The sequence below is a fragment of the Pararhizobium sp. P1_E7 genome, from assembly GCF_056405855.1.
This window is the reverse complement of record NZ_JBFUBH010000002.1, coordinates 339,220-362,905: the sequence shown is the minus strand read 5'-3', so window position 1 is coordinate 362,905 and position 23,686 is coordinate 339,220. Positions and strand designations below refer to the sequence as shown.

General features: G+C 60.0%; 28 protein-coding genes and 1 other RNA gene. 10 read left to right on the top strand and 19 right to left on the bottom strand.

What is annotated here, in order from left to right:
• Positions 1-100: 100 nt before the first annotated feature.
• On the top strand, positions 101-2,695 hold the full coding sequence (ligD, locus tag AC1D17_RS04250) for a DNA ligase D (protein WP_477564165.1): 2,595 nt from the start codon (positions 101-103) through the stop codon (positions 2,693-2,695).
• 35 nt (positions 2,696-2,730) lie between these two features.
• On the opposite strand, the gene ybgC is transcribed toward ligD, so the two are convergent.
• On the bottom strand, positions 2,731-3,174 hold the full coding sequence (ybgC, locus tag AC1D17_RS04245) for a tol-pal system-associated acyl-CoA thioesterase (protein WP_477564164.1): 444 nt from the start codon (positions 3,172-3,174) through the stop codon (positions 2,731-2,733).
• Between the two features lie 126 nt (positions 3,175-3,300).
• On the opposite strand from ybgC, the gene AC1D17_RS04240 reads away from it, so the two are divergent.
• From AC1D17_RS04240 to AC1D17_RS04230, 3 genes are read left to right on the top strand one after another with little or no spacing between them, the layout of a single operon-like run.
• Positions 3,301-4,521 carry an NAD-dependent epimerase/dehydratase family protein gene (locus tag AC1D17_RS04240; RefSeq protein ID WP_477564163.1) on the top strand — a complete coding sequence of 407 codons (1,221 nt, stop codon included), beginning with the start codon at positions 3,301-3,303 and terminating at the stop codon, positions 4,519-4,521.
• Positions 4,518-5,390, top strand: coding sequence for a glycosyltransferase (locus AC1D17_RS04235; RefSeq protein ID WP_477564162.1), 873 nt, complete (start codon positions 4,518-4,520; stop codon positions 5,388-5,390). The genes AC1D17_RS04240 and AC1D17_RS04235 overlap by 4 nt, the downstream gene beginning before the upstream one ends.
• Positions 5,391-5,403: 13 nt before the next feature.
• Positions 5,404-6,291 (top strand): NAD-dependent epimerase/dehydratase family protein, encoded by an 888-nt coding sequence (locus AC1D17_RS04230; protein WP_477564161.1) that lies wholly within the window; start codon positions 5,404-5,406, stop codon positions 6,289-6,291.
• Positions 6,292-6,309: 18 nt separating this feature from the next.
• On the opposite strand, the gene AC1D17_RS04225 is transcribed toward AC1D17_RS04230, so the two are convergent.
• From AC1D17_RS04225 to ruvC, 8 genes are read right to left on the bottom strand one after another with little or no spacing between them, the layout of a single operon-like run.
• Positions 6,310-7,182, bottom strand: a complete 873-nt coding sequence (locus AC1D17_RS04225) for a metallophosphoesterase (RefSeq protein ID WP_477564160.1) — start codon at positions 7,180-7,182, stop codon at positions 6,310-6,312.
• Positions 7,183-8,223, bottom strand: coding sequence for a Holliday junction branch migration DNA helicase RuvB (gene ruvB / locus AC1D17_RS04220; RefSeq protein ID WP_477564159.1), 1,041 nt, complete (start codon positions 8,221-8,223; stop codon positions 7,183-7,185). It abuts the gene before it with no gap.
• Positions 8,220-8,624 carry a PIN domain-containing protein gene (locus tag AC1D17_RS04215; protein WP_477564158.1) on the bottom strand — a complete coding sequence of 135 codons (405 nt, stop codon included), beginning with the start codon at positions 8,622-8,624 and terminating at the stop codon, positions 8,220-8,222. Before AC1D17_RS04215 ends, ruvB begins: the two co-directional genes overlap by 4 nt.
• Complete coding sequence (locus AC1D17_RS04210) at positions 8,621-8,983, bottom strand: AbrB/MazE/SpoVT family DNA-binding domain-containing protein (RefSeq protein WP_477564157.1); 363 nt, start codon at positions 8,981-8,983, stop codon at positions 8,621-8,623. The genes AC1D17_RS04215 and AC1D17_RS04210 overlap by 4 nt, the downstream gene beginning before the upstream one ends.
• The gene (gene ruvA, locus AC1D17_RS04205) at positions 8,980-9,597 is read right to left on the bottom strand and encodes a Holliday junction branch migration protein RuvA (protein WP_477564156.1); all 618 of its coding nucleotides are present in this window, start codon (positions 9,595-9,597) and stop codon (positions 8,980-8,982) included. Before ruvA ends, AC1D17_RS04210 begins: the two co-directional genes overlap by 4 nt.
• Before the next feature lie 13 nt (positions 9,598-9,610).
• Positions 9,611-10,030 carry a type II toxin-antitoxin system VapC family toxin gene (locus AC1D17_RS04200; protein ID WP_477564155.1) on the bottom strand — a complete coding sequence of 140 codons (420 nt, stop codon included), beginning with the start codon at positions 10,028-10,030 and terminating at the stop codon, positions 9,611-9,613.
• Positions 10,008-10,274 carry an AbrB/MazE/SpoVT family DNA-binding domain-containing protein gene (locus AC1D17_RS04195; protein ID WP_477564154.1) on the bottom strand — a complete coding sequence of 89 codons (267 nt, stop codon included), beginning with the start codon at positions 10,272-10,274 and terminating at the stop codon, positions 10,008-10,010. The genes AC1D17_RS04200 and AC1D17_RS04195 overlap by 23 nt, the downstream gene beginning before the upstream one ends.
• Before the next feature lie 55 nt (positions 10,275-10,329).
• Positions 10,330-10,842 (bottom strand): crossover junction endodeoxyribonuclease RuvC, encoded by a 513-nt coding sequence (ruvC, locus tag AC1D17_RS04190; protein WP_477564267.1) that lies wholly within the window; start codon positions 10,840-10,842, stop codon positions 10,330-10,332.
• Positions 10,843-11,019: 177 nt separating this feature from the next.
• Between ruvC and AC1D17_RS04185 the strand changes: the two genes are divergently transcribed.
• The gene (locus AC1D17_RS04185; protein ID WP_477564153.1) at positions 11,020-12,021 is read left to right on the top strand and encodes an LLM class flavin-dependent oxidoreductase; all 1,002 of its coding nucleotides are present in this window, start codon (positions 11,020-11,022) and stop codon (positions 12,019-12,021) included.
• Positions 12,022-12,037: 16 nt separating this feature from the next.
• Here AC1D17_RS04185 and AC1D17_RS04180 read toward each other — a convergent pair whose 3' ends face one another.
• On the bottom strand, positions 12,038-12,604 hold the full coding sequence (locus tag AC1D17_RS04180) for a TetR family transcriptional regulator (protein ID WP_477564266.1): 567 nt from the start codon (positions 12,602-12,604) through the stop codon (positions 12,038-12,040).
• Between the two features lie 89 nt (positions 12,605-12,693).
• Here AC1D17_RS04180 and AC1D17_RS04175 point away from each other — a divergent pair, with 89 nt between their 5' ends.
• Entirely contained in the window at positions 12,694-13,602 is a 909-nt protein-coding gene (locus AC1D17_RS04175; RefSeq protein WP_477564152.1) for an SDR family oxidoreductase, read from the top strand.
• Positions 13,603-13,770: 168 nt separating this feature from the next.
• Here the strand turns inward: AC1D17_RS04175 and AC1D17_RS04170 are convergent, their stop codons facing one another.
• From AC1D17_RS04170 to AC1D17_RS04150, 5 genes are all read right to left on the bottom strand, one after another.
• Positions 13,771-14,127, bottom strand: a complete 357-nt coding sequence (locus tag AC1D17_RS04170; protein WP_477564151.1) for a cupin domain-containing protein — start codon at positions 14,125-14,127, stop codon at positions 13,771-13,773.
• A 97-nt stretch (positions 14,128-14,224) separates the two neighbouring features.
• Positions 14,225-14,971, bottom strand: a complete 747-nt coding sequence (locus AC1D17_RS04165; protein ID WP_477564150.1) for a YebC/PmpR family DNA-binding transcriptional regulator — start codon at positions 14,969-14,971, stop codon at positions 14,225-14,227.
• Between the two features lie 102 nt (positions 14,972-15,073).
• A complete protein-coding gene (locus AC1D17_RS04160) occupies positions 15,074-15,553 on the bottom strand; it encodes a hypothetical protein (RefSeq protein ID WP_477564149.1) in 480 nt (159 codons plus the stop codon).
• Between the two features lie 96 nt (positions 15,554-15,649).
• The gene (locus AC1D17_RS04155; protein WP_477564148.1) at positions 15,650-16,474 is read right to left on the bottom strand and encodes a TIGR00282 family metallophosphoesterase; all 825 of its coding nucleotides are present in this window, start codon (positions 16,472-16,474) and stop codon (positions 15,650-15,652) included.
• Entirely contained in the window at positions 16,452-17,063 is a 612-nt protein-coding gene (locus AC1D17_RS04150; RefSeq protein WP_477564147.1) for a 5-formyltetrahydrofolate cyclo-ligase, read from the bottom strand. Before AC1D17_RS04150 ends, AC1D17_RS04155 begins: the two co-directional genes overlap by 23 nt.
• Positions 17,064-17,346: 283 nt before the next feature.
• Between AC1D17_RS04150 and AC1D17_RS04145 the strand changes: the two genes are divergently transcribed.
• Together AC1D17_RS04145 and AC1D17_RS04140 are read left to right on the top strand one after the other, a co-directional pair.
• On the top strand, positions 17,347-17,559 hold the full coding sequence (locus AC1D17_RS04145; protein WP_477564146.1) for a transcriptional regulator: 213 nt from the start codon (positions 17,347-17,349) through the stop codon (positions 17,557-17,559).
• A 320-nt stretch (positions 17,560-17,879) separates the two neighbouring features.
• Positions 17,880-18,752 (top strand): LysR family transcriptional regulator, encoded by an 873-nt coding sequence (locus AC1D17_RS04140; RefSeq protein WP_477564145.1) that lies wholly within the window; start codon positions 17,880-17,882, stop codon positions 18,750-18,752.
• 236 nt (positions 18,753-18,988) lie between these two features.
• On the opposite strand, the gene AC1D17_RS04135 is transcribed toward AC1D17_RS04140, so the two are convergent.
• From AC1D17_RS04135 to AC1D17_RS04120, 4 genes are all read right to left on the bottom strand, one after another.
• Positions 18,989-19,207 (bottom strand): hypothetical protein, encoded by a 219-nt coding sequence (locus AC1D17_RS04135; RefSeq protein WP_477564144.1) that lies wholly within the window; start codon positions 19,205-19,207, stop codon positions 18,989-18,991.
• A 170-nt stretch (positions 19,208-19,377) separates the two neighbouring features.
• Positions 19,378-19,537, bottom strand: a non-coding RNA gene (gene ssrS, locus AC1D17_RS04130) — 6S RNA.
• Between the two features lie 60 nt (positions 19,538-19,597).
• Complete coding sequence (locus tag AC1D17_RS04125; protein WP_477564143.1) at positions 19,598-19,975, bottom strand: cell division protein ZapA; 378 nt, start codon at positions 19,973-19,975, stop codon at positions 19,598-19,600.
• 31 nt (positions 19,976-20,006) lie between these two features.
• Positions 20,007-20,279 carry a DUF4164 domain-containing protein gene (locus AC1D17_RS04120; RefSeq protein ID WP_477564142.1) on the bottom strand — a complete coding sequence of 91 codons (273 nt, stop codon included), beginning with the start codon at positions 20,277-20,279 and terminating at the stop codon, positions 20,007-20,009.
• A 339-nt stretch (positions 20,280-20,618) separates the two neighbouring features.
• On the opposite strand from AC1D17_RS04120, the gene tkt reads away from it, so the two are divergent.
• Both tkt and gap read left to right on the top strand, forming a co-directional pair.
• Positions 20,619-22,601 (top strand): transketolase, encoded by a 1,983-nt coding sequence (tkt, locus tag AC1D17_RS04115; RefSeq protein WP_477564141.1) that lies wholly within the window; start codon positions 20,619-20,621, stop codon positions 22,599-22,601.
• Between the two features lie 72 nt (positions 22,602-22,673).
• The gene (gene gap / locus AC1D17_RS04110) at positions 22,674-23,684 is read left to right on the top strand and encodes a type I glyceraldehyde-3-phosphate dehydrogenase (RefSeq protein WP_477564140.1); all 1,011 of its coding nucleotides are present in this window, start codon (positions 22,674-22,676) and stop codon (positions 23,682-23,684) included.
• The last annotated feature ends 2 nt before the right edge of the window (positions 23,685-23,686 follow it).

Genomic DNA, 23,686 nt, shown 5'->3' with positions numbered 1-23,686 from the left:
CACGACCCCGCCGGCAAGCCCGTTCACGATGACAAGGACGTCGAGGGAATTGGACCCGAAGAAAGCCACCCCGAAGAAAAAAACCGCCTGAGGCACCGCCATGGCCGAGCATCAAGCCCCCCTTTCCGAATACAACCGCAAGCGCGACTTCACGAAGACGGCGGAGCCGAAGGGCGCGGCAAAGCGGTCCAAGGCGGGAAAGCTCTTCCTGGTGCAGAAACATGACGCGACGCGGCTGCACTACGATTTCCGGCTGGAATGGAAGGGCGTCTTGAAGAGCTGGGCGATAACGCGCGGCCCGAGCATCAACCCGGAAGACAAACGTCTTGCCGTGCGCACCGAGGACCATCCGCTTGCTTATGGCGACTTCGAAGGCACGATCCCCAAGAAGCAATATGGCGGCGGCACCGTCATGCTGTGGGACACCGGCTGGTGGGAGCCGGATAACGACCCCGACCAGGGCCTGAAGGAAGGCAAGCTGAAATTCCATATTCACGGTCAGCGCATGCAAGGCCGCTGGACGCTGGTGCGGATGAAGCCGCGCAACGGCGAAAAGCGCGAGAACTGGCTGCTGATCAAGGAGCATGACGGCGAGACAAGCGACGACGGCGAAAGCCTTTTGACGGAAAACCTGACCAGCGTGAAAACCGGCCGCTCGATGCGGGAGATTGCCGCCGGACAGGGGGAAATGAAGGCCCATATCTGGGAATCCAGGAAAAGTGCTGCCGCCAATGTCAAGGCAGGGGCCATTGCCAAGGAAAAGCCGGTGCAACAGGCGCGACCAGCGCGGAAAGGCAAGTCGCCTGCATTCCGCGAACCGCAACTCGCCACCCTCACCGCCGATGCACCCTCCGGTGACCACTGGCTGAACGAAGCCAAGTTCGACGGCTACCGGCTGATGATCGCCATCGGCAAGGAGGGCGTTACCTGCTACACCCGCACGGGGCTCGACTGGACGAAAAAGTTCCCCGACATCGCCCACGGCTTTGACGAGCTGGATTGCGACAGCGCACTGATCGACGGAGAAGCCGTGGCGGCTTCAGAAAAAGGCTCGACATTCTCCGCCCTGCAGAAGGCGATCAAGACCGGCGCTGAAACCCGGTTTTACGCCTTCGATCTGCTGCACCTTGACGGCAGGGATTTGCGCAAGGAACCGTTGATTGAACGCAAGCAGGCATTGAAAACCCTGCTGGAAACGCTGGGCCCAAGCCGCGCGGTTCAATACAGCGAGCATGTCCGCGGCAATGGCGAAAAGGTATTCCAGGCGATGTGCAAGGCCGGGCAGGAAGGCATCATCGCCAAAAAGGCCAATGCGCCCTATCGCGAAGGCCGCGCCGGCAGTTGGCTGAAGATCAAATGCACCAAGAGGCAGGAATTCGTCATCGGCGGCTATTCGCCATCCGGCAAGCGCGGCCGCGCTTTCGCCTCCCTGCTGCTCGGCGCCTATGACGGCGGCAGATTTATCTATCAGGGTCGCGCCGGCACCGGGTTTGATGAAGACACGATGGCTGACCTCGCCGGCCGGTTTTCCAAGCTGAAACGCAAGACGTCACCGTTCACTGCCGTTCCGAACGACATTGCCCGCGATGTGGTCTGGCTGACGCCGGAACTTGTGGCGGAAATCGATTTCGCCGAGTTTACCGATGATGGTCATATCCGCCATGGGGCCTTTCAGGGCCTGCGCGAGGACAAGGAGGCTACCGCCGTGACACTCGAGACCCAGAAAGCACCGGCGCCCGCCGCAGAATCCGAGCCGGCTGCGGACAAGAAAGGCCGCTCCCGCAAGGAAAAGGATGCCGACGGTGAGGTGCTTGGCATCCGCATCACCCATGCCGGCCGCCTGCTCTTTTCCAATCCCGGCATTACCAAGATCGATCTTGCCCTCTACTACGGGGTCGTTGCCGATCGCATGCTGCCCTTTGCTGCCAAGCACCCCGCCTCGATCCTGCGCTGCCCGCAGGGGCCGGATCATCAATGCTTCTACCAGAAACACGCCGGCGACGGTTTTCCGGATGAAATCCATCAGGTGCCGATCAAGGAATCCGACGGCGATATCGCCAACTATCTTTACATCGATGATGCGAAGGGCCTGGTTGCAGCCGTGCAGATGGGCACGATCGAGATTCATATCTGGGGCTCGACCATCGACAGGCTCGACGCCGCCGACCGGCTCGTCTTCGATCTCGATCCGGACCCGAGCGTCACCTTTGAGACGGTCAAACAGGCCGCCGTCTCGCTTCGCGACGCGCTCAAGACGCTGGGCCTCAAATCCGTAGCCATGGTCTCCGGCGGCAAGGGCATCCATGTGATCGTCCCATTGTCGCGGCGCGCGCCGTGGGAGGACGCCAAGGCCTTCGCCAAGGGTCTTTCGGCAAAAATCGCCGATAACGATCCCGAAAATTACATTGCCACCATGTCCAAGGCCAAGCGCAAGGGCCGCATCTTCATCGACTGGCTGCGCAACGAGCGCGGCTCCACCGCCGTTGCGCCCTATTCGGTACGCGCCCGCGCCGGCGGACCGGTCGCCACGCCCGTCAGCTGGGACGAACTTGGCGATCTCGACGCCGCCAATGGGTTCCACATTCCCGACATCATCGAGCGTCTGGAAAGCGGCATCGATCCCTGGGCCGAGGCGAAGGACTGGAAACAGAGCCTGACTAAGGCGATGTTGAAAGCCGTCGAGGCTAAGGGCTAAGACTCATACCAAGTCTCGATGATAGAGACTTGGTATCAGCCCTGCCCGAGAAACTTCTTGCCCAGCGTCTCCGGCAAGCGCCGCGGCCGCCCCTGCCCGTTGATGACGGCGATGATCACCTTGGCAGCAATCAACAGCGTGCCCTCACGGCGGATTTCCTGGTTCAGCACCATCTTGGCGCCACCGGCCTTTTCCGTTGCCGTGGTGATGGTCAGGATATCGTCCATGCGCGCCGGCTGCCTGAAATCGATCTCCATGCGATGAACGACGAAAACCAGGCCTTCCGTATCGCCCTCGATTGCCAGCGTCGCCTGCTCGACCCCAAGCAGCCGCAGATAGTCGGTGCGGCCCCGCTCCATGAAATGCAGGTAACGGGCATGATAGACGACGCCGGAAAAGTCCGTGTCCTCGTAATAGACCCGTTGAACGAGCCGGTGTCCGCTATCCGTCAGCTCACCAGCCAGCGAAATCAAAGTCATACGCGCCCTCGCAAAATTATTCTTTTTCCTGTGCAGGAACCAAACGGGTTTTGCAAGCATTGCAGGCTTGTCACAATGTTCTCCTATCACCAGCGCATGACTTCCCATCCCACAGGAGATTGGCGCATGAAGATTGCAGTCCTTGGCGGTGACGGCTTTGTCGGCTGGCCGACAGCCTTGCATCTGTCCGATTCAGGACACGATATCCACATTCTCGACAATCTGTCGCGCCGCTGGATCGATACGGAGCTCGGTGTGCAATCGCTGACGCCGATGGACTCCATTCAGGAACGGACCCGCATCTGGCATGCCGAAACCGGCCGCCGCATCCACTTCCACCTGATCGACCTCGCCCGAGACTACGAACTCTTAAAAAACTGGCTCGCTGACAATCGTCCGGACGCCGTCATCCATTTCGCCGAGCAGCGCGCAGCGCCCTATTCGATGAAGAGCGACCGGCATAAGAACTACACCGTCAACAACAATGTGAACGCCACCCATAACCTCTTGAACGCTCTGGTCGAAATCGGCCTCGATGCGCACCTCGTTCATCTCGGCACGATGGGGGTCTACGGCTATTCGACGGTCGGCGCCGCTATTCCGGAAGGCTATCTGCCTGTCGGCATCGAGACCGAAAGCGGCGAGACGGCGAAGCAGGATATTCTCTACCCGGCCAATCCCGGCTCGATCTATCACATGACCAAGTGCCTCGATCAGCTCCTGTTCCAGTTCTACGCCAAGAACGACGGCATGCGGATCACCGATCTGCACCAGGGCATCGTCTGGGGCACCCACACCGAGCAGACCCGCCGCCACGAGCAGCTAATCAACCGTTTCGACTATGACGGCGACTATGGAACGGTGCTCAACCGCTTTCTCATCCAGGCGGCCATCGGCTATCCGCTGACCGTACACGGCACCGGCGGCCAGACCCGCGCCTTCATTCACATCCAGGATTCGGTGCGCTGCATCGAGCTGGCACTGAAAAACCCGCCACGGCGCGGTGCCCGCGTCGAGATCTTCAACCAGATGACCGAGACGCACAGGATTCGCGACCTTGCCGAGATGATTGCCGGCCTCACCGGTTCCGACATCGCCTGGCTGCCCAATCCGCGCAAGGAAGCAGCGGAAAACGACCTGGTCGTGCGTAACGAAAAATTCCGTGAACTTGGCCTCAACCCGACGACGCTGCAGGACGGCCTGCTTGCGGAAATCGTCGATGTCGGCAAGAAATATGCCTATCGCGTCGACCGCAGCCGCGTGCCGGCCGTTTCGGCCTGGACCAGGGATATTGCTGCCAAGATCAACCACGATCCGGAAGGAAGAAGGCTGAAATCGGTTTCATGACGCATCCCGATTGTGCTTCAGAAAGTGTCGCGCCCTCCGGCCCTGCCGGATCGCGGCACGCATTCGTGACGCTGGTGACGAACGCCGATTACGCGATGGGCGCAACGGCTCTGGCCCGCTCGATCAGGATGACCGGGACCACGGCCGATATCGTCGTTCTCCACACCGGTGGCGTCGACGAGCACGCTCTTGCACCGCTTGACGAATTTGGCTGCCGGCTGGTTGCAACCGGCCTGCTGCCGCTGTCGGACGGGTTCAATGAACGCCACGCCCGCAAGAACGTTCACAATGCAGCCCCCTTCACCAAGGGCCGCAAACCGGATTTTCATTCACCGCTCGACAATTTCTGCAAGCTTCGGCTTTGGCAATTGACCGAATACGAACGCTGCGTCTTCATCGACGCCGACGCGCTGGTGCTGAAAAATATCGACCGCTACTTCGACTATCCCGAGTTTTCCGGAGCCCCCAACGTCTATCAGAGCCTTGCCGATTTCCATCGGCTGAACTCCGGGGTCTTTGTCGCCACGCCGTCGCTTCAGACGTTCAAAGCCATGCTGGCGCACCTGGATACACCCGATGCCTTCTGGCCGCGAACCGACCAGACTTTTCTGCAGAATTTCTTCCCGGAATGGCATGGCCTCCCTGTCACGATGAACATGCTGCAATATGTCTGGTTCAACCTGCCGGCGCTCTGGGATTGGCCGTCAATCGGCATCCTGCACTATCAATACGAAAAACCGTGGGAAAAGGACCATCCGAAAGTAGAAAAGCTGCGCCCGCTGATCAATCTCTGGCATGCTTTCTTCAGTGGCGAGGATATTCCGGACATTGCCGATCTGTCCAATCCGAGCCTGCCAAATCCGGACTGAAATCAGGAAGCTCATGACAAGCGTTCTCGTTTCCGGCGGCACAGGCTATGCCGGCCGCTTCATCGTCGAGCACCTGCTGGCCAACGGTTACAAGGTCACCGTCGGCGGCCGTACCGCGCCCAAACCCGGCTTCTTTTCGAAGGATGTTGCTTTCGTGCCGCTGCGGCTCGATCCGGAAGCGGACCAGATCGAGGCCTTCGATCGCGTCTATTATTTTGTCCATGCCGCCTTCGACCACGTGCCCGGCAAATATCGCGGCGGCGAGGGCGATGATCCCAAGGGGTTTCAGCGGACCAATCTGGACGGCACCGTGCGGCTTTTCGAAACCGCCCGCGATGCCGGTGTGCGCCGTTGCGTTTTCCTCTCCAGCCGCGCCGCCTATGGCCCACAGCCATCAGGCACCGTGCTGAAGGAGGACATGCCCGGTAAGCCAGACACGCTTTATGGCGAGGTCAAGCTGCAGGCGGAGCACAGCCTGCTCTCGCTGTGCGGTCATGGCTTCGTCACCGCAAGCCTGCGGGCAACCGGCATCTATGGGCCAGCGGGACCCGGCCGACGGCACAAATGGGCCGGGCTTTTCGAAGACTATCTGGCGGGCAAGCCCATCGCGCCCCGGGCCGGCACTGAAGTGCATGGTGACGATGTCGCCCGGGCGGTACGGCTGATGCTTGAATCAGACGCCGCCAGGGTCAATGGCGAGACTTTCAACGTTTCGGATAGTTTGACCGGCAACCGGGAAATCCTGTCGATCCTGCGGCAGGTCACGCACTGTCCCCACCCCCTGCCCGCCGCCGGCGATATGGCAGCCTGCAACCCGATGGGCACCTCCAAGATCGAGGCGCTGGGCTGGAAGCCGGGCGGCGCGGAACGGCTGCGGCAGACCGTTGAAAACCTGGCCTGATAGTCCCTGCGACAGAGACTATCCAAGATCAATGACGACGATTTCCGGCGGTGAACCCAAACGAATGGGCAGGACCGAGCAGCCAAGACCGCCTGAAACAATCAGGTTGCGATCATTCTCGACGATATGACCATAGACGAAACGGCTGTGGTACCGTGAAGGAACATAAGGGTAATAGCCAAACAGGCGGATCTGTCCGCCATGCGTATGTCCCGAAAGCGTCAGCGACACCCGGTCAGGCACTTGCGGAAACACGTCCGGTTCATGCGCCATCAGGATGACGGGCGCATCATCGGCGACCTGTGCCATGGTGGCAGGCAGGTCGTCGAGGCCCGCCCAGGGGCCTATCTGATCAGCCAGACCTGCCAGCCAAAAGCCCTCGCCATCCTTTTCGAAGCGGCTGGCGCGATTGTCATAGACAGGAATATGGACGGATGACAGGGCCTGGTGAACGAGCGTCGGTCCTTTCCCGGCCAGCATCGCACCGGGATCGTCGAACCAGTCATGGTTGCCCATGACGGCGTGAACGCCGAGCGGCGCCGACAGGGCGGCAAGCTCGCGCGCCCACTCTTCCGGTGGCACATGCCCTGTCCTTATCCGCATGCCGGACAGAAAGTCCCCTAAAAGCAGGACCATGTCACCGCCCAGCGCATTGGCCTGCCTGCAGATCTCGCCGATCCGCTTGGGCGACATCCAGGGAGTGCAGGCGTGAATGTCGGCGAGGACAACAAGCTTCAGCTTCAATCCGGCCGGCCACTTGTCCGGGACCAGGGAGTAGCGCTGGACGCGCGGCTGCCGGACCGGCTCGATACCGACGGCATAAGCGCCAGTCGCTATGCCGGTCAGCATCAGGCTTCCAACCGTCCTTAAAAAGCCGCGCCGGGAAATCAATCAATCATCCTCTTGGAACAGGCGGAACTGGGTGGCTTCCAGATCTTTTGGCACCTGCAGTCCAAGGTGTTTCCATGCATTTGCGGTCAAAATACGCCCGCGCGGTGTCCGCTGGATGAAACCCTGCTGAATCATGTAGGGCTCGATGATGTCTTCGATCGCATCGCGGGGTTCGGAAAGCCCCGCAGCAATGGTTTCGATGCCGACCGGACCGCCGCCGAAATTGAGCGCGATCATGGTGAGGTAGCGCTTGTCGAGCTGATCAAGCCCCATATTGTCGACCAGCAGCCGGGTCAGCGCCTCGTCGGCGATCTGCTTGGTGACGGCTTCGGCCCTGGCGACTTCGGCAAAATCGCGCACCCGGCGCAATAGCCGTCCGGCGATACGCGGCGTGCCGCGCGCCCGGCGGGCGATCTCACGCGCCCCGTCATCGGTGATGCCAAGTCCCATCAGGCGGGCGCCGCGCCGGACGATCAGTTCCAGTTCCTCGACAGTGTAGAAGCTCAGGCGCACCGGAATGCCGAAGCGGTCGCGCAGCGGTGTCGTCAAAAGTCCGAGCCGGGTGGTGGCCGCGACCAGCGTGAATTTCGACAGATCGATCTTTACCGAACGTGCCGCAGGCCCCTCGCCGATGATCAGGTCGAGCTGAAAATCCTCCATCGCCGGATAGAGGATTTCCTCGACCGCCGGATTGAGCCGGTGGATTTCGTCGATGAACAGCACGTCCCGGTCTTCCAGATTGGTCAAAAGCGCCGCGAGATCCCCCGCCTTGGCGATCACCGGGCCGGACGTCGAACGGAAATTGACGCCCAGCTCCTTGGCCATGATCTGCGCCAGCGTCGTCTTGCCGAGACCGGGCGGGCCGACGAACAGCACATGATCCAGCGCCTCGCCGCGGTTCTTTGCCGCCTCGATGAACACTTTCAGATTGGCACGCGCTTCCGCCTGCCCGGTAAACTCGTCCAGCGTCTGCGGCCGCAGCGTTGTATCGAGGTCCTCACCGCGCTTTTCAGGCGTGATCAAACGTGCGGCATCGGTCATGCGAGAAGTTCCATTCCGGGTATTGTGCGGGCGGCCTTTTTGTCGAATGTCTTGATGGAGACACAGCCTTCGTCCAGCAAGCGGCAGGCGATCAAAGTATCGGCAAAATCCGCATTGTGGATCTCCACCAACCTGAGAGCCTGAATGACCGTGCTGTGCTGTTCTACAGTCAATCCGCGCGTGTGCAAAAGCTTGCCAATCGCCGTGGCCACATCGGTTTTCTGAAAGCCGTATTGTGATCGCAGCGCCCAGTCCAGCTCAAGCAGACTGGTCAACGACAGGAAAGCGTTGTGTTCCCGGCCGAGGCCAGCGCCAAAGGTCAAAGCGGCACGACGCTGATCAGGATCATCATCAACGATGAGCCGCAGAACGATATTCGTGTCGAGACCAAAGGTCTTCATGCCGCAACGCCCGTCGCCGCATCGTCCTTTACATCCGTCACATTCGCACCCGCAGCCTTCAGTACCGTCTGGCCAATTTCCTCCAAGGTGGCTGGACCATTTGGAGCCTTGCCCAAAAGACCGGCCAGATCGTTGAAATCGACATTCTTCGGCGTGATGATAACGTGCCCATCGATAATGCTGTAGATCAATTGATCCCCCGGCCGCAGATCAAGCAGTTCGCGCATCTCTTTCGGGATGGTCACTTGCCCCTTGGCAGAAATCGTCATTTCCCACTGCATCGACGGATCCTTCGGAAAAAAACAGATTTGGCTGACAATATCAGGTTTGGCGGAACTTTCAAAATTCCTCCCGATCACCGCGCCAGTTCCTTCAGTCCCAGCCGGATCAGCTTGGCGCTGTCCAGCCCCTCGCCGCCATTCTTCAGCGCCGCGGCCACCGCATTGGCCGCCTGGTCGCGCGAATAGCCGAGATTGCTCAGCGCCGAGACCGCGTCGGAAACCGGTGCGGAGGCAACGCCTTCACCAAGCTCCTGCTTCAATCCGATATTCGCGCCTGCCTCGCCGGCAAAAGCCGGCGCCTTGTTCTTGAGTTCGGTAACGATGCGCACAGCAACCTTTGGCCCCACGCCCGGCGCCCGCGAAACGGCCGTCTTGTCCTGAAGCGCAATGGCATTGGCCAATTCGCCCGGCGTCAGCACGGAGAGAACCGCCAGGGCCACCTTGGAGCCGACGCCCTGCACGCTCTGCAGCAGCCGGAACCATTCCCGCTCCAGCACGGAGAGGAAACCGAACAACCGCAACTGATCCTCGCGCACATAGGTCTCGATAAACAGCACGACAGCCTCGCCGGGCGAGCCGATCTTCGACAATGTCCGTGAGGAGCAATGAGCGACGTAGCCGACGCCGTGCACATCCACGACGACATGGTCGTCACCGATCTCGTCGATCGTTCCCTTGAGCTTGCCGATCATGGCGCAAAATCCTTCATGGGTGAGTTTCCGGCGTGATCAGTTCGACGGCGGGAAAGTAGGAACTGTATCTGGCCCCATTCCGCGTCAACAGCCGGTGTCTGCGCCAGTCGGCATGGGCGCCGATGAGAAAATCCGGCAGCGTCCTCTCCCGTTGACCGCCAGCTAGACAATAGGCCCGATGCGCTTTTCCCGCACGGAATGCCGCCTCGTAAGGGATATTTTCACGCTTGGGATCGAGCCAGTTCAAGGCGGCCAGCAAGTCCCCCTCTGAAATAGGCGATGCCGCAAGTTCGGACCAGACGATCGGGCTGAGGACCAGGGTTCCGCCGCTCACACATTGCCGCAAGGCTGCGAGCGACCAAGGACGAACGGCCGTTTCAGGTCCGAGAATATCGATGAAGATATTGGTATCAACCAGGGTAGAGATCGTCACGTTCGCCTCTCAGCCAAACCATGAACTCGTCCGTGCTCATGCCGCCAGTGTCAAATGTTCCCTTCACGCTGGCTGCCCAGTCATCAAAGTCCCGGATCGCCGGTTCCTCCACCGAAGCATCCACCCGCACAAGCAATGCGCCTTTGCTGGACGCAACGAAATCCACCTCCGACCCAGGAACGATGCCGAGGCGGTCTCTGATTTCCTTCGGGATGGTCACCTGACCTTTTTCCGTCACACGCATGGTAATACCTCTGAAGTATTACTTATCCGCCCAAACAGAACAAGTCAAGAACAAATCAGCCCGCCAGCGCCGCCATGCGCATCCTTGCGCCGCCACGGTTATGGGCGTGGCAGATGGCAATCGCCAAGGCGTCGGCGGCATCGTTGCCCTTGAATTCGGCTTTCGGCATCAGGATCTTCAGCATCATATGGATTTGCTGCTTTTCGCCGTGACCGACGCCGATCACGGCCTTTTTCACGGCATTCGGCGCATACTCAGCCACTTGAAGACCGGCGCGTGCCGGCACCAGCATGGCGATGCCGCGTGCCTGGCCGAGCTTCAGCGTCGCCACCGCATCCTTGTTGACGAAGGTCTGCTCGACGGCTGCCTCGTCGGGCGTATGGGTGTGGATCACATCGGCCAGGCCATCATGCAGCTGGCAGAGCCGCGAGGCCAGATCCATATCACCATCGGAGGTGACGGTGCCGGAAGCGACAAAGCGCAGGGAGTTGCCAAGCGTATCAATAATGCCCCAGCCGGTACGACGGAGGCCTGGATCGATACCGATGATACGAATCGTATTGTGCATGGTGGGAAGCTTAATACTCATGCCCGGACGCTGCCAGCAAAATGTGAACAAAACAAAAACATCCGCAGTTATTTGGGAGCCATGCCTCAGGCGTCGCATTTCACCGTTGAGGCTTGGATTTACAGAATTCGATCTTACATAGGCTTCTATCAGCTCCATTCATCGAAGGCTTTTCCCATGGTGCCCTTTTCGATCCTCGACCTTTCCCCGATCACGCAAGGATCGAACGCCTCCCAAGCCCTGCAGAATTCCCGGCGGCTGGCGCAGGAGGCGGAGGCGTTTGGCTACGAGCGCTTCTGGCTCGCCGAACATCACGGCATGAAGGGGATCGCCAGCGCGGCAACATCCATCGTCATTTCCCATGTGGCGGCTGGAACCAAGACCATCCGCGTTGGTTCCGGCGGCATCATGCTGCCGAACCATTCGCCGCTGGTGATCGCCGAGCAGTTCGGCACGCTGGCAGCACTCTATCCCGGCCGCATCGATCTCGGCCTTGGCCGCGCGCCGGGAACGGACATGCGGACCGCGTCAGCGCTTCGGCGTAACATGGAGGCCAGCGCCAACAACTTTCCAAACGACGTGGTCGAACTGCAGGCCCTGCTCGGTCCGGTCAAGGACGGTCAGGACCTGATCGCAGTGCCCGGCGCCGATAGCAACGTGCCGATCTGGCTGCTGGGTTCCAGCCATTTCAGCGCGCATCTGGCCGGCATGCTCGGCCTGCCCTTCGCCTTCGCCTCGCATTTCGCGCCGGACATGTTGCTGTCTGCACTGGAAATCTATCGTGAGCGTTTCGAACCGTCGCAATATCTCGACAAGCCCCATGCCATGGTCGGCATCATGGGCGTCGCTGCCGATACCGACGACGAGGCCAACCACCTCTTCACCTCGATGCAGCAATCTTTCGTCGCGCTGCGCCGCAACGCCCGCGGCCAGTTTCCGCCACCAGTGGATTCGATGGATAGCCTGTGGAGCGACAATGAAAAGATCTTCGTCGATCACGCCATGACCTATGCCGTGGTCGGAGGGCCGGAAACGATCAAGACGAAGCTCGACCGGTTCATCGATCAGACCAACGCGGATGAAGTGATCGTCTCCATGCCGATCTACGACATGGATGCCCGGCTGAAATCGGTCCGGCTTTTCGCCGAAGCACGGCAGCAACTGGCGAAGGCGGCATAACACAGAAGCCGGAGCGTTATACGGGCAAGGCCAGAGCCTCTAGGAAGGAGGTCAATTCCTTCTCGACATAGACCGGCACCGGCTCATCGGGCTGAAAACTCCACCACAACAGCGCGCCTTGCCATTGGGTGATCATCATTCTGCCTATACTGGCGGGCGCAGCAGGCGTTTGGGCAAAGCATGCATTTATCGCATCAACAAGAGCCTGCCCCCATCGAACGCCCCTCTGGCGAAGCGCAGGATCCCTGATGTCCTCCCGTAGAAGCATCAAGCCTTCAGCATAGCTTGTTACATCGCCGTAGCTGCTGGAAAGCCGAACCAGAAGCTCCACCGATCCGGCCGGCGTCCGCCCAACGGACGCTGCCAACCGCGCCGTATCGCCGTCCAGCCGATCCCAGGCATGACTGAGTGCTGCCCTTGCCATCGCATCCTTGCTTCCGAAGCGCTGGACGAGGGTGGAAGGCGAAAGGCCCGTGGTGACGGCAAGGGCGGAGAATGTCAGCTTTTCCGCACCTACGCGCTGCATATGCCGCAATGCGGCCTCCAGAATTTCCGAGTCGGGAAGTGTTTTTGGCCTCGGCATTTTGGGTCCTTGTTTATAAATGCATATTCGTTTATTATTTACATACGTCAATGCATCCGGCAACAGCATAATGGTTCAGGGAGAGACCAATGCCGCTGAAAGGAAAAATCGCCCTGGTAGCGGGCGGGACCCGTGGTGCCGGACGCGGCATAGCCGTCGAACTCGGCGCCGCCGGCGCGACGGTCTATGTAACGGGCCGCACCACTCGCACCCAGCAATCTGAATACGGTCGCCCGGAAACCATCGAAGAGACTGCCGAACAGGTGACCGCCGCAGGCGGCCGGGGCGTCGCCGTGCGTGTCGATCATCTCGTCCCGGCCGAGGTGAGCGATCTCGTTTCGCGCATCCAAAGGGATGAAGGACGGCTGGACATTCTCGTCAATGACATATGGGGCGGTGAACACCTGATCGAGTGGAACAAACCGGTATGGGAGCATGACCTGGAAAAGGGTTTGCGCATGCTGCGGCTGTCACTCGACACGCATCTGATAACGGCCCACTACGCCCTTCCGTTGCTTATTGCCCAGCCGGGAGGGCTTCTGGTCGAAGTCACCGATGGGACGCCCGAGTATAACGCAGCGAACTACCGAATCTCGCCCTTCTACGACCTTTGCAAGACGGCCATCACGCGCATGGCATGGGCGCATTCCAAGGACCTCGCGCCGCACGGCGCCACATCGGTCTGCATGACACCGGGCTGGCTACGATCGGAAATCATGCTGGAAACATTTGGCGTGACCGAAGGCAACTGGCGCGATGCGGCAGAAAAGGTGCCGCATTTCATCATATCGGAGACACCGAGCTTCATCGGGCGAGCCGTTGCAGCACTCGCCAAAGATCCGGACCGCGCCCGATGGAATGGCACTGCCGTGTCCAGCGGCGAACTGGCAAAGCTATACAGGTTCAACGATCTTGACGGGTCGAGGCCCGACTGCTGGCGTTATATCCGTGAAGTCCAGGACGCCGGCAAACCGGCGGACGCGACCGGCTATCGGTAGCAAGAGTGCCATCATAAAGCAGCCAAAGGACAACACGCGGGAACGTTTTATGTTCGGCCGCCCAAATGTGCTGCTTTTGCGAGAACACGGCAGGAACTGGCGAAGGCGGCATAAAAATACCCCGGAGAAATTCCGGGGCATCAATTTTACGCAATCTTGGATAGGGCTTCAGACCTTGAAATCGAAGTGCTTGCGCACCGTTTCAAGGATTTCCCACGTGCCTTTGAAATCGGCCTCGACGACGAAGGCATCGCCAGCACCGACCGTAACCGGGGTGCCGCCATCCGGCGTGATGATGATCTTGCCGGCGATCATGTGCACGAATTCATAGGCTGTGTAGGTCGCGTGATAGGTGCCGGGCGTCGCTTCCCAATAACCGGAGACCATCGAGCCATCCGAGGATGTATGCAGCGCCCAGGTCTTCATCGAAGGGGTGCCGGCCACGACGACCCAGCCGTCCAGTGTTGCCGGATCACCCTCCGCAGGCACAGGCGCCGCAAGTTTCGTCACAGTCTGCATGGTCAACATCCTCTTGAAATAAGGAGGAGCCTAATGGCCAGTTGCCGGAACTGGCTTGCCAATTCCGACAGGCGATGACGTGAACCGGCGCAATGCAGGTTGGTTAGGCCGAAAGCTTGGCCATCACTTCGTCGGAGACTTCGAAGTTGGTGTAGACGTTCTGCACGTCGTCGTCGTCTTCCAGCGTATCGATCAGCTTCATCAGCGACTGGGCCCGCTCTTCATCGACCGGAACGGTGTTCTGGGCCTTCCAGATCGCCTTGACGGTGTCGGCTTCGCCGAGCGTGGATTCAAGCGCCTTGGAAACGTCGCCGATCGCCTCGAAACCGCAGATGATGAAGTGGCCGTCCTCGTCGGTGGTGACGTCATCGGCGCCGGCTTCGATTGCCGCTTCCATCACCATGTCGGCATCGCCGGCCGACAGCTTGTAGGAGATTTCGCCGACGCGGTCGAAGGAGAAGGACACCGAGCCGGTTTCGCCAAGCGCGCCGCCGGCCTTGGTGAAGGTCGAGCGGACGTTGGAGGCGGTGCGGTTGCGGTTGTCGGTCAGAGCCTCGACGATGACGGCGACGCCGCCCGGACCATAGCCTTCGTAGCGGACTTCTTCGTAGTTCTCGCCGTCGGCACCGGAGCCCTTCTTGATGGCGCGCTCGATATTGTCCTTCGGCATCGACTGTGCCTTGGCGTTCTGGATCGCCAGACGCAGGCGCGCATTCATCGTCGGATCGGGCAGGCCGCCCTTGACCGCGACGGTAATTTCGCGCGCGAGCTTGGAGAACATTTTCGACCGCACGGCATCCTGACGGCCCTTGCGGTGCATGATGTTTTTAAACTGTGAATGGCCGGCCATGGCGCCCTCTTCTCATGCTAGTCATGTTTGGAATTGGGCGCCTTATAGTTTCATTGAAGCTTTGCGTCCAGAAGGGCCCGCCTTTTTTCAGTTGACCGGCTTTTAGTTGGCGTTGAGGCGCTTGCGGCTGAGAAAGAAGGAATGGCCGTCATTTCGTTCGCAGGATAAGCCTGTGCGGGTCGAAAGACAGGAGAACGGGCCTGCAGCCCAGGTCTGGCCATAGTCGAGCACCGGACCTGCCGAACAGCAGCTCTGGTCACTCACTTCCTTGAAGAGCGTGGCAGCCCCTTTGCGGGAAAGGGTCGTGCGAACGTAACGGGGCTCGATGCGGTCGCAGGACAGTTCCGGACCGCCGTCCGCGGGCTGATAGACCTCTGTCCCGCCTTCAGGCGTATAGACGCAGCCGATATTGCCGGAGGGCAGAACGAATTCCTCTTGCCGGCCAAACGATTTGGTTTCCGGCACGGTCACGGGTGTCTTGTCGCCTTCCGCCGCCGGCAATCGCGGTGGCGGCGCGCCATCGGCCAGAACCGGATTTGTCACGGAAAGAACGGCAAGAAGACAGGCAGCGAAAAACTTCATTCCATGAATCCCAGGATCACACACCCTGCAGGATATAAATCAGCGGCTTGCTTGGCAAGGAACGCATCGCCCGGTGACAGCGCACAAGGTACCGTTCTATCCCCAGAACGCCGGTATCGTTTCGGCAAGCCGCGGCCCGATCCTGAGCGGTGCGATATTCTCGGCCAAACCCGTGCGATCGGAGATCTCGACCCCGACGCCGCAGAGGGTCGCAGGCCCCGAGGCGGCCTCGAAACGGCCCTTCGGCATTTTCGAGATGAAGCGGTTGAGCGGCTCTTCCTTTTCCATGCCGAGCGAGGAATCGTAATCGCCGCACATACCGGCATCCGACATATAGGCCGTGCCGCCATTGAGGATCTGCGCGTCGGCGGTCGGCACATGGGTATGCGTGCCGACGACGAAGCTGACGCGGCCATCGACGAAATGGCCAAAGCACTGTTTTTCGCTGGTTGCCTCCGCATGGAAATCGAAGACGATCGCGTCGGCCTGCTCTTTCAACGGGCAGGCGGCCAGAATACTTTCCGCCGCCTTGAAGGGATCGTCGAGTTCCGGATGCATGAAGACGCGGCCCATCACATTGGCGACAAGGACGCGGGCGCCGTTGCGGGCGAAATAGAGGTTTGAGCCGCGCCCGGGGGTACCGGCCGGATAGTTGGCGGGCCGCAGGAACTGGTCGTGCCGCTGGCAGAAGGAGACTGCTTCCTTCTGATCCCAGACATGGTTGCCGGTGGTCACGACATCGGCGCCGGCATTGATGGTCTCGAGGAAGATATCTTCGGTGATGCCGAACCCGCCGGCGGCATTCTCGCCGTTGACGATGACGAAATCGAGTTTCAGGTCGCTGATCAGGCCAGGCAGTTTTTCCCAGACCGCCGTCCGGCCAGTCTTGCCAACCATGTCACCCAGAAACAAAAGTCTCATATTTGCTTATTCCTAGCCCGAAAATCCGGAGCCCGCTTTCGGTCAGCAGGGCATCCAGCGCCACGTCATGCGGCTCCGCCGGCACTGATGCCACTTCCTGGCAGTCAAATGCAATCCCGATCAACCTTGGCATATGGCCTTTCAAGCGCAAGCGCTCGATGGCGCGGTCGTAATATCCAGCCCCGTAGCCGATCCGGTGGCCCGTCCTGTCGAAGGCGGACAAGGGCACCAGCATGATGTCGGGATCGAGAACCGGCGCATCCGCAGCCGGTCCGGTGGTGCCAAATCCTGTTTCCACGATAGGGGCGCCGGGTACGAGTTCGCGAAAAACGATTGTCTTTTTGTCCAGGATGACAGGCAGGCAAAGCCGGGCGCCGCGCTCGCGCAGGCGCGCCATCAACGGCCGGATATCGACCTCAGAACGGATTGGCCAGAAGCCGGAAATCACCTGCCCGGGGTCAAATTCTATCGTGTCGCCGGCATGGTCAAGCATCGCCAGGCTGCCATCGATACGCGCCTCCGGCGTCATCGAATCGCGCAGTGCCAGACGTTCCAAACGCAACGTGGCTTTCAGTTCCCTCGGTGTCATGCCCATGCTCTCCCGTCTGCCAGTCTCCATCTCTAGAGCATCAAGCCGGGACAAGGGAACCGCGCAGCCGGCGCCTATGCAACTTTTTGCGACGAAACCGGCCCGTTTTCCCAAACTGGCACGATCTTAGAGGTCTGTTCATGATGCAAACCGGTTCCCCTTTCGCCCTCTCTTGCCGCCGTGCAAGAGAGGGCCGCGACCGGAAAACCGTTCGGTGCCCGCTTCCGGCGATGCGGGAAAACTGGTCAACTTTAGAGCCTCTCAGACGGAGCCGGATATGTCCATGAAGGACAAGATGCTGCAGGAACTCGACGCTTTGGAACTGCGCTGCCTGTCACTGGCCGCGCGCGGCAGAACCCGGGAAGACATCACCCGCGAAACAGATATTTGTCATGAGAGGGTTGAGCAGGCATTCGCCTCCGCGATGCGCAAGCTGCAGGCGGGCAACGTTGCCGAGGCAATCTTCCGCGCCGCCCGGATGGACTTGATCTCATAGCATCCAGAAACGATGCCGCCTGGCGCTATGCGCCGGATCGCGACCGGCATCCATTCTGGCCAAACCGATATCCTGAAGCAGATGCGCGTTTTTGCGCCGTAATATCCCTGTGAAGGCCAGTCGTGCCCGCCGCTTCTGCCGCCATTGCGCCAACGTGCGCCAAGTCCATCTGCTCATCCTGCCGGGCCAACGGCGTGTTCTGTGATCGTGCTTCATATCCGGAAACTCCGATGTGTTCGCAGGGAGTATCGGACGTCCATTGACATCAATCCAACGAATTGCGAACATGCCTATCATCAGAAAACATGATGGCTTGCACGATGTTTCCTCCTCTCGAAAGCGACCTCCTTCGCACCTTCGTTGCCGTGGCCGAGAGCGGCAATTTCACCAAGGCGGGAGAGACGGTTGGCCGGACGCAGTCGGCCGTCAGCATGCAGATCAAGAAGCTCGAGGATATCTTGGGTGAGACGCTGTTCGAGCGTGGATCGCGCGGTGTCAACATGACCGGCCACGGAATTCGGCTGCTGGACAATGCCCGCCGCATCGTCACGCTGTTGGACGACACGGCCGCATCGATCCGGCTTCCCGCCCTTGATGGCTCGGTCAGGATCGGCATCTCGGAGGAATATATCAACTCGACACTGCCGAAGGCGCTGGGCGCCTTTGCCGCCGTTCATCCCGGCGTCGAGGTCACTGTGCAGCAGGGCGTCTCCATGTCCAACCTCGCAGCGCTCGATGCCGGCGAAATCGATATTGCCGTTGTCTTCGAGCCGGGCGGGCCGACCCGCAACGAGGTGCTGATGGTGGACCCGACGGTCTGGGTGACATCCGATCAGCATTGCGCCCATACACGGCACCCGTTGCCGATCGCCACCTACACCTATCTGAAAAACGGATGGTGCGATGAACTGGCGCTCAGGAGCCTGACGAAGCGCAACAGGGAAAGCCGCGTCGCTTATATCAGCCGCACCAGCAGCGGCCTGATCGCCGCGGTTACATCAGGCCTTGCCATCGCGCCCCTCACCCGCAGCAGCATCCCTGCCGGATGCCGCGAACTGACAACCGCGGACGGTTACGACATCATCGATTTTTCCAACGTCGTGATGAAAACTAGACCGCGCGGCAACATGCGGATCGTCGAAAGCATGTCCAACGCCATCCGCGAGGCTTTTCGGCCACCGACGCAGGCTTGAAGACTTAGACCCTAGGCATGGCAAAAAGAAACGACGCGATAACAACAATCTTGCGTATTCGTAATTCTACTTCCAAAAAGCGCAAACAGTGTCCAGCACTTAAGAGATCGTTCGCAATTTCGTTTTGCTGCCCCTTATCTTCATGAGGCGCAAGAAGTCGACCCGCAAATCAACGTCGCCTATTCTCCCAAACAGGTTGAACAACGCCAAAAACCTTTGAGATCAGCCTGTCGCTGTCAAAGGCCCACGCTGGTCTTCGAGTCCGCTGATGGTGGGCGAGGTACGCCAAAAAGTGCCAGGACCTCGTCAAGAAGATCGTTTGCGCTGTTTTCATTGATTTCAAAGCGCACCTGCCCTTGGTCGGTCTCCAACGTCAGCAGACCCGCCAAGGGTTCTTTCGACAATAGCGTCAAATGCGATTTCTTCAGCTTGAGATTGTTGACGTCGATTATCATTAGAAGCATCCGCAAATTGGATTTTGAAAAATAGCATGTTATTTTAGATATATCTAATCAACATGGCATATCTGGTGACAATTGCAATTCGCCTGATCGCACCCCCGATATAAAGCCAATTCCCATCCCGGTATGACCGCAGGCGAAAATCACTGAAAATCAAGGGAAAAGTGCGATCCACACAACCGGTGGACTGTTTACGATCCTGGGTGCCTACAAACGTAGGTGGGCGCCATGTGACCTAGCCCACGGGCCAGGTCAGGGACAGCTCCCTTTGGATCGAGTATGGCCCCAGGGATTGTGGTGTCCTGTCGGGAAGCGCAGACCGCAATCGGAATATAGAGTGCATCGACGGCTTGCGCCAGTGGCACGCAGCCAACTTGTCAAAATTCAGTTGGAAGCCGGCGCAGCCTTGCCGCTGAGCTTCAGCGCGATCCCGTGAATCTGCGAGGTTACCTCGGACAGCGCCGAGGCAATCGCCTCCTCGTTCTTCTGCTGATCCGACAGTGTCGCGGCGCGGCCCTGCCTCAGGCTGTTGGTCTCTTCCTCGATATTTTTCAGCTTGCGGTTCACTTCGCTGAGTTCGTCCATCACCATGATGCCGGCCATCACCGTCAGGCGCAGGTCGCCGATTTCGCCGAACTGGCTCTTCAGGTGGCTGACATACTGGTCGAAACGGGTGGCCAGTTCGGTCAGATGATCTTCCTGGCCCTCCTCGCATGCCATGCGATAGGCCTTGCCGTCGATCATCACCGTTACTTGTGCCATACACGTCACCTGCCCGCAGGCGGACCACGCCTCAGCGGTCCAGCACTGCCCTTATCGTTTCCATGGCCGTCACCAGACGGCGCGAGACTTCCCGGTTGACTTCCTCGAGGCGGTTTGCCCGGAATTGCGACTGGTCGAGCTCCTGCGCGAGCCGTGACCGGTCCGTATTGACGCGGCGAACTTCGCCTTCGATTTCGCTCCGGTCGCGCTCCTGCTCGAAGCGCCCGTCAATAGCATTTTCGAGGCTGCTGACGGCTCCACGCAACTCTTCGATCGCCGCCTTGACTGTCTTTCCTGCCGCCATCACGCTTTCCCGATACACACCGGACAACCTCGAATCGCCGCCCGGCGCTTGGATTTCAAGCCAAGCACATTATTAGACCCATTCGGCAAGTCTCTACAACGATAACCACTTGCCCAGCTAATAGAAGCTGTGGATCACCGGCATTTTAAAGGTATTTGCGCATCTGTGCAGATTTGAAATGCCGGCGGCAAAGCGTGGCCAAAAAGTCTCCGCAACCCCGGTCAAAAGGCCCGTATTTGTTGACTCCCTCGAAGCAGGTGCTATGTGGTAGCCGCTTCTCATACGGTCTTTGGAGGATAGAGACCGTTCCCTGTCCACCGAACTCAAGCGGAACAGACAATGATCTCTCGCGAAAAACACGACCGGATGGCAAATGCAATCCGATTCCTCTCCATGGATGCCGTTGAAAAGGCCAATTCAGGCCATCCCGGCCTGCCCATGGGTGCTGCCGACGTGGCAACGGTCCTATTCTCCCGTTACCTGAAGTTCGATCCGAAAGCGCCGCTCTGGGCAGACCGCGACCGGTTCGTGCTGTCGGCCGGCCATGGCTCCATGCTCATCTATTCGCTGCTCTATCTGACGGGCTACGAAGACATGACGATGGAAGACCTCAAGCAGTTCCGCCAGCTCGGCTCCAAGACTGCCGGTCACCCTGAATACGGTCATGCATCCGGCATCGAGACGACCACCGGTCCGCTCGGTCAGGGCATTGCCAATGCTGTCGGCATGGCGATCGCCGAGCGCAAGCTCGCCGAGGAATTCGGCAGCGACCTGCAGAACCACCACACCTACGTGCTCTGCGGTGACGGCTGCCTGATGGAAGGTATCAGCCACGAAGCCATCGCGCTTGCCGGGCACCTCAAGCTCAACAAGCTGGTGCTGTTCTGGGACGACAACAACATCACCATCGACGGTGCCGTCTCGCTGTCGGATTCGACCGACCAGATCGCCCGCTTCCAGGCCGTTCACTGGAACACGATCCGTGTTGACGGTCACGACCCCGAGCAGATCGCGGCGGCCATCGAAGCGGCCCAGAAGTCCGACCGCCCGACCTTTATCGCCTGCAAGACCATCATCGGCTTCGGCGCACCCAACAAGCAGGGCACCCACAAGGTTCACGGTTCGCCGCTGGGTGCCGAGGAAATTGCAGCGACCCGCAAGGCGCTCAACTGGGACGCCGAAGCCTTTACCGTCCCGGCAGACGTTCTTGACGCATGGCGCACGGCCGGCGGCCGCTCGGCTGAAGCGCACGAGGCCTGGGAAGGCCGCCTGGCTTCGACCGACGCCGCCAAGAAGTCCGAATTCGTCCGCCGCTTTACCGGCGCGCTGCCGGGCGATCTCGATGCCGCCATCGACACCTACAAGAAGAAGCTGGCCGAGGCTCCGCCGACGGTCGCCACCCGCAAGGCATCCGAAGATGCGCTTGAAGTCATCAACGGCATCGTTCCGGAAACGCTTGGCGGTTCGGCCGACCTGACGCCGTCCAACAACACCAAGACCAGCCAGATGAAGTCGATCACCCCGACCGATTTCTCCGGCCGCTACATGCACTGGGGCATCCGCGAACACGGCATGGCGGCAGCCATGAACGGCATCGCGCTGCACGGCGGCCTGATCCCTTATTCCGGCGGCTTCATGATCTTCTCGGACTACTGCCGTCCGTCGATCCGTCTCGCTGCCTTGATGGGCATCCGCGTCATCCACGTCCTGACACACGATTCGATCGGTGTCGGCGAAGATGGCCCGACGCACGAGCCTGTCGAGCACATGGCCGCCCTTCGCGCCATTCCGAACCTTCTGATGTTCCGTCCGGCCGACGCGGTGGAAACCGCCGAATGCTGGCAGCAGGCCCTGAAGGAACAGCATCGTCCGTCCGGCCTGGCGCTGACCCGCCAGAACCTGGCGCCGTCGCGTCTCACCTATTCGGCTGAAAACCTCTGCGCCAAGGGCGCCTACGAGCTGATCGCCGCCGGCAATGCCAAGGTCTCGATCTTCGCATCGGGCTCGGAAGTCGAACTGGCCGTCAAGGCTGCTGCCGAACTGAACGGCAAGGGCATCGCGACCCGCGTCGTTTCGGTTCCCTGCTTCGAACTCTTCCAGGAACAGCCGGAGGCCTACCGCAAGGCCGTCATCGGCAATGCACCGGTCAAGATCGCCGCAGAAGCTGCAGTCCGCCAGGGCTGGGATTACTTCATCGGCAACGACGGCGATTTCGTCGGCATGCATTCCTTCGGCGCGTCCGCCCCGGCCAAGGATCTGTTCAAGCATTTCGGCATCACCTCGGACGCCATCGTCGCGGCTGCCGAAAAGAAGCTCGGCTGATTTTCCCCTTCGGAGCGCGTCCCAACGCGCTCCGTTTTCCACCTCGAGACCTTAGACAGGGAGAGACCTGAAATGACTGTAAAAGTTGCCATCAACGGCTTTGGCCGCATCGGCCGCAACGTCCTTCGCGCCATCGTCGAATCCGGCCGCACCGATATTGAAGTCGTTGCCATCAACGATCTCGGCCCTGTCGAGACCAATGCTCACCTCCTGCGCTACGATTCGATCCACGGCAAGTTTCCGGCCGACGTGAAGGTCGAAGGCGACACGATCAGCGTTGCCGGCGGCAAGCCGATCAAGGTCACGGCAATCAAGGACCCGGCAACCTTGCCGCATGCCGCAATGGGCGTCGATATCGCGCTCGAATGCACCGGCATCTTCACCGCCCGCGACAAGGCTGCCCTGCACCTGCAGGCTGGCGCCAAGCGCGTCATCGTTTCGGCCCCTGCCGACGGTGCTGACCTGACCGTGGTCTTCGGTGTCAATCACAACGAACTGACCAAGGAACACCTGGTCATCTCCAACGCCTCCTGCACCACCAACTGCCTGGTTCCGGTGGTCAAGACCCTGGACGACGTCGTCGGTATCGACCATGGCTTCATGACGACGATCCACTCCTATACCGGCGACCAGCCGACGCTCGACACGATGCACAAGGATCTCTACCGCGCCCGTGCAGCCGCCCTGTCGATGATCCCGACCTCGACCGGCGCTGCAAAGGCCGTCGGCCTCGTCCTGCCCCACCTCAAGGGCAAGCTCGACGGCACCTCGATCCGCGTTCCGACCCCGAACGTTTCCGTCGTCGACTTCAAGTTCGTCGCCAAGCGGGACACGACGGTTGCGGAAATCAACGGCGCGATCAAGGCAGCCGCCGACGGCGCGCTCAAGGGTATCCTTGGCTACACCGACGAGCCGCTGGTTTCGCGCGACTTCAACCATGACAGCCATTCCTCGATCTTCGCCAACGACCAGACCAAGGTCTTGGAAGGCAAGTTCGTGCGTATCCTCTCCTGGTACGACAATGAATGGGGCTTCTCCAACCGCATGGCCGACACGGCCGTTGCGATGGCCAAGCTGATCTAAAG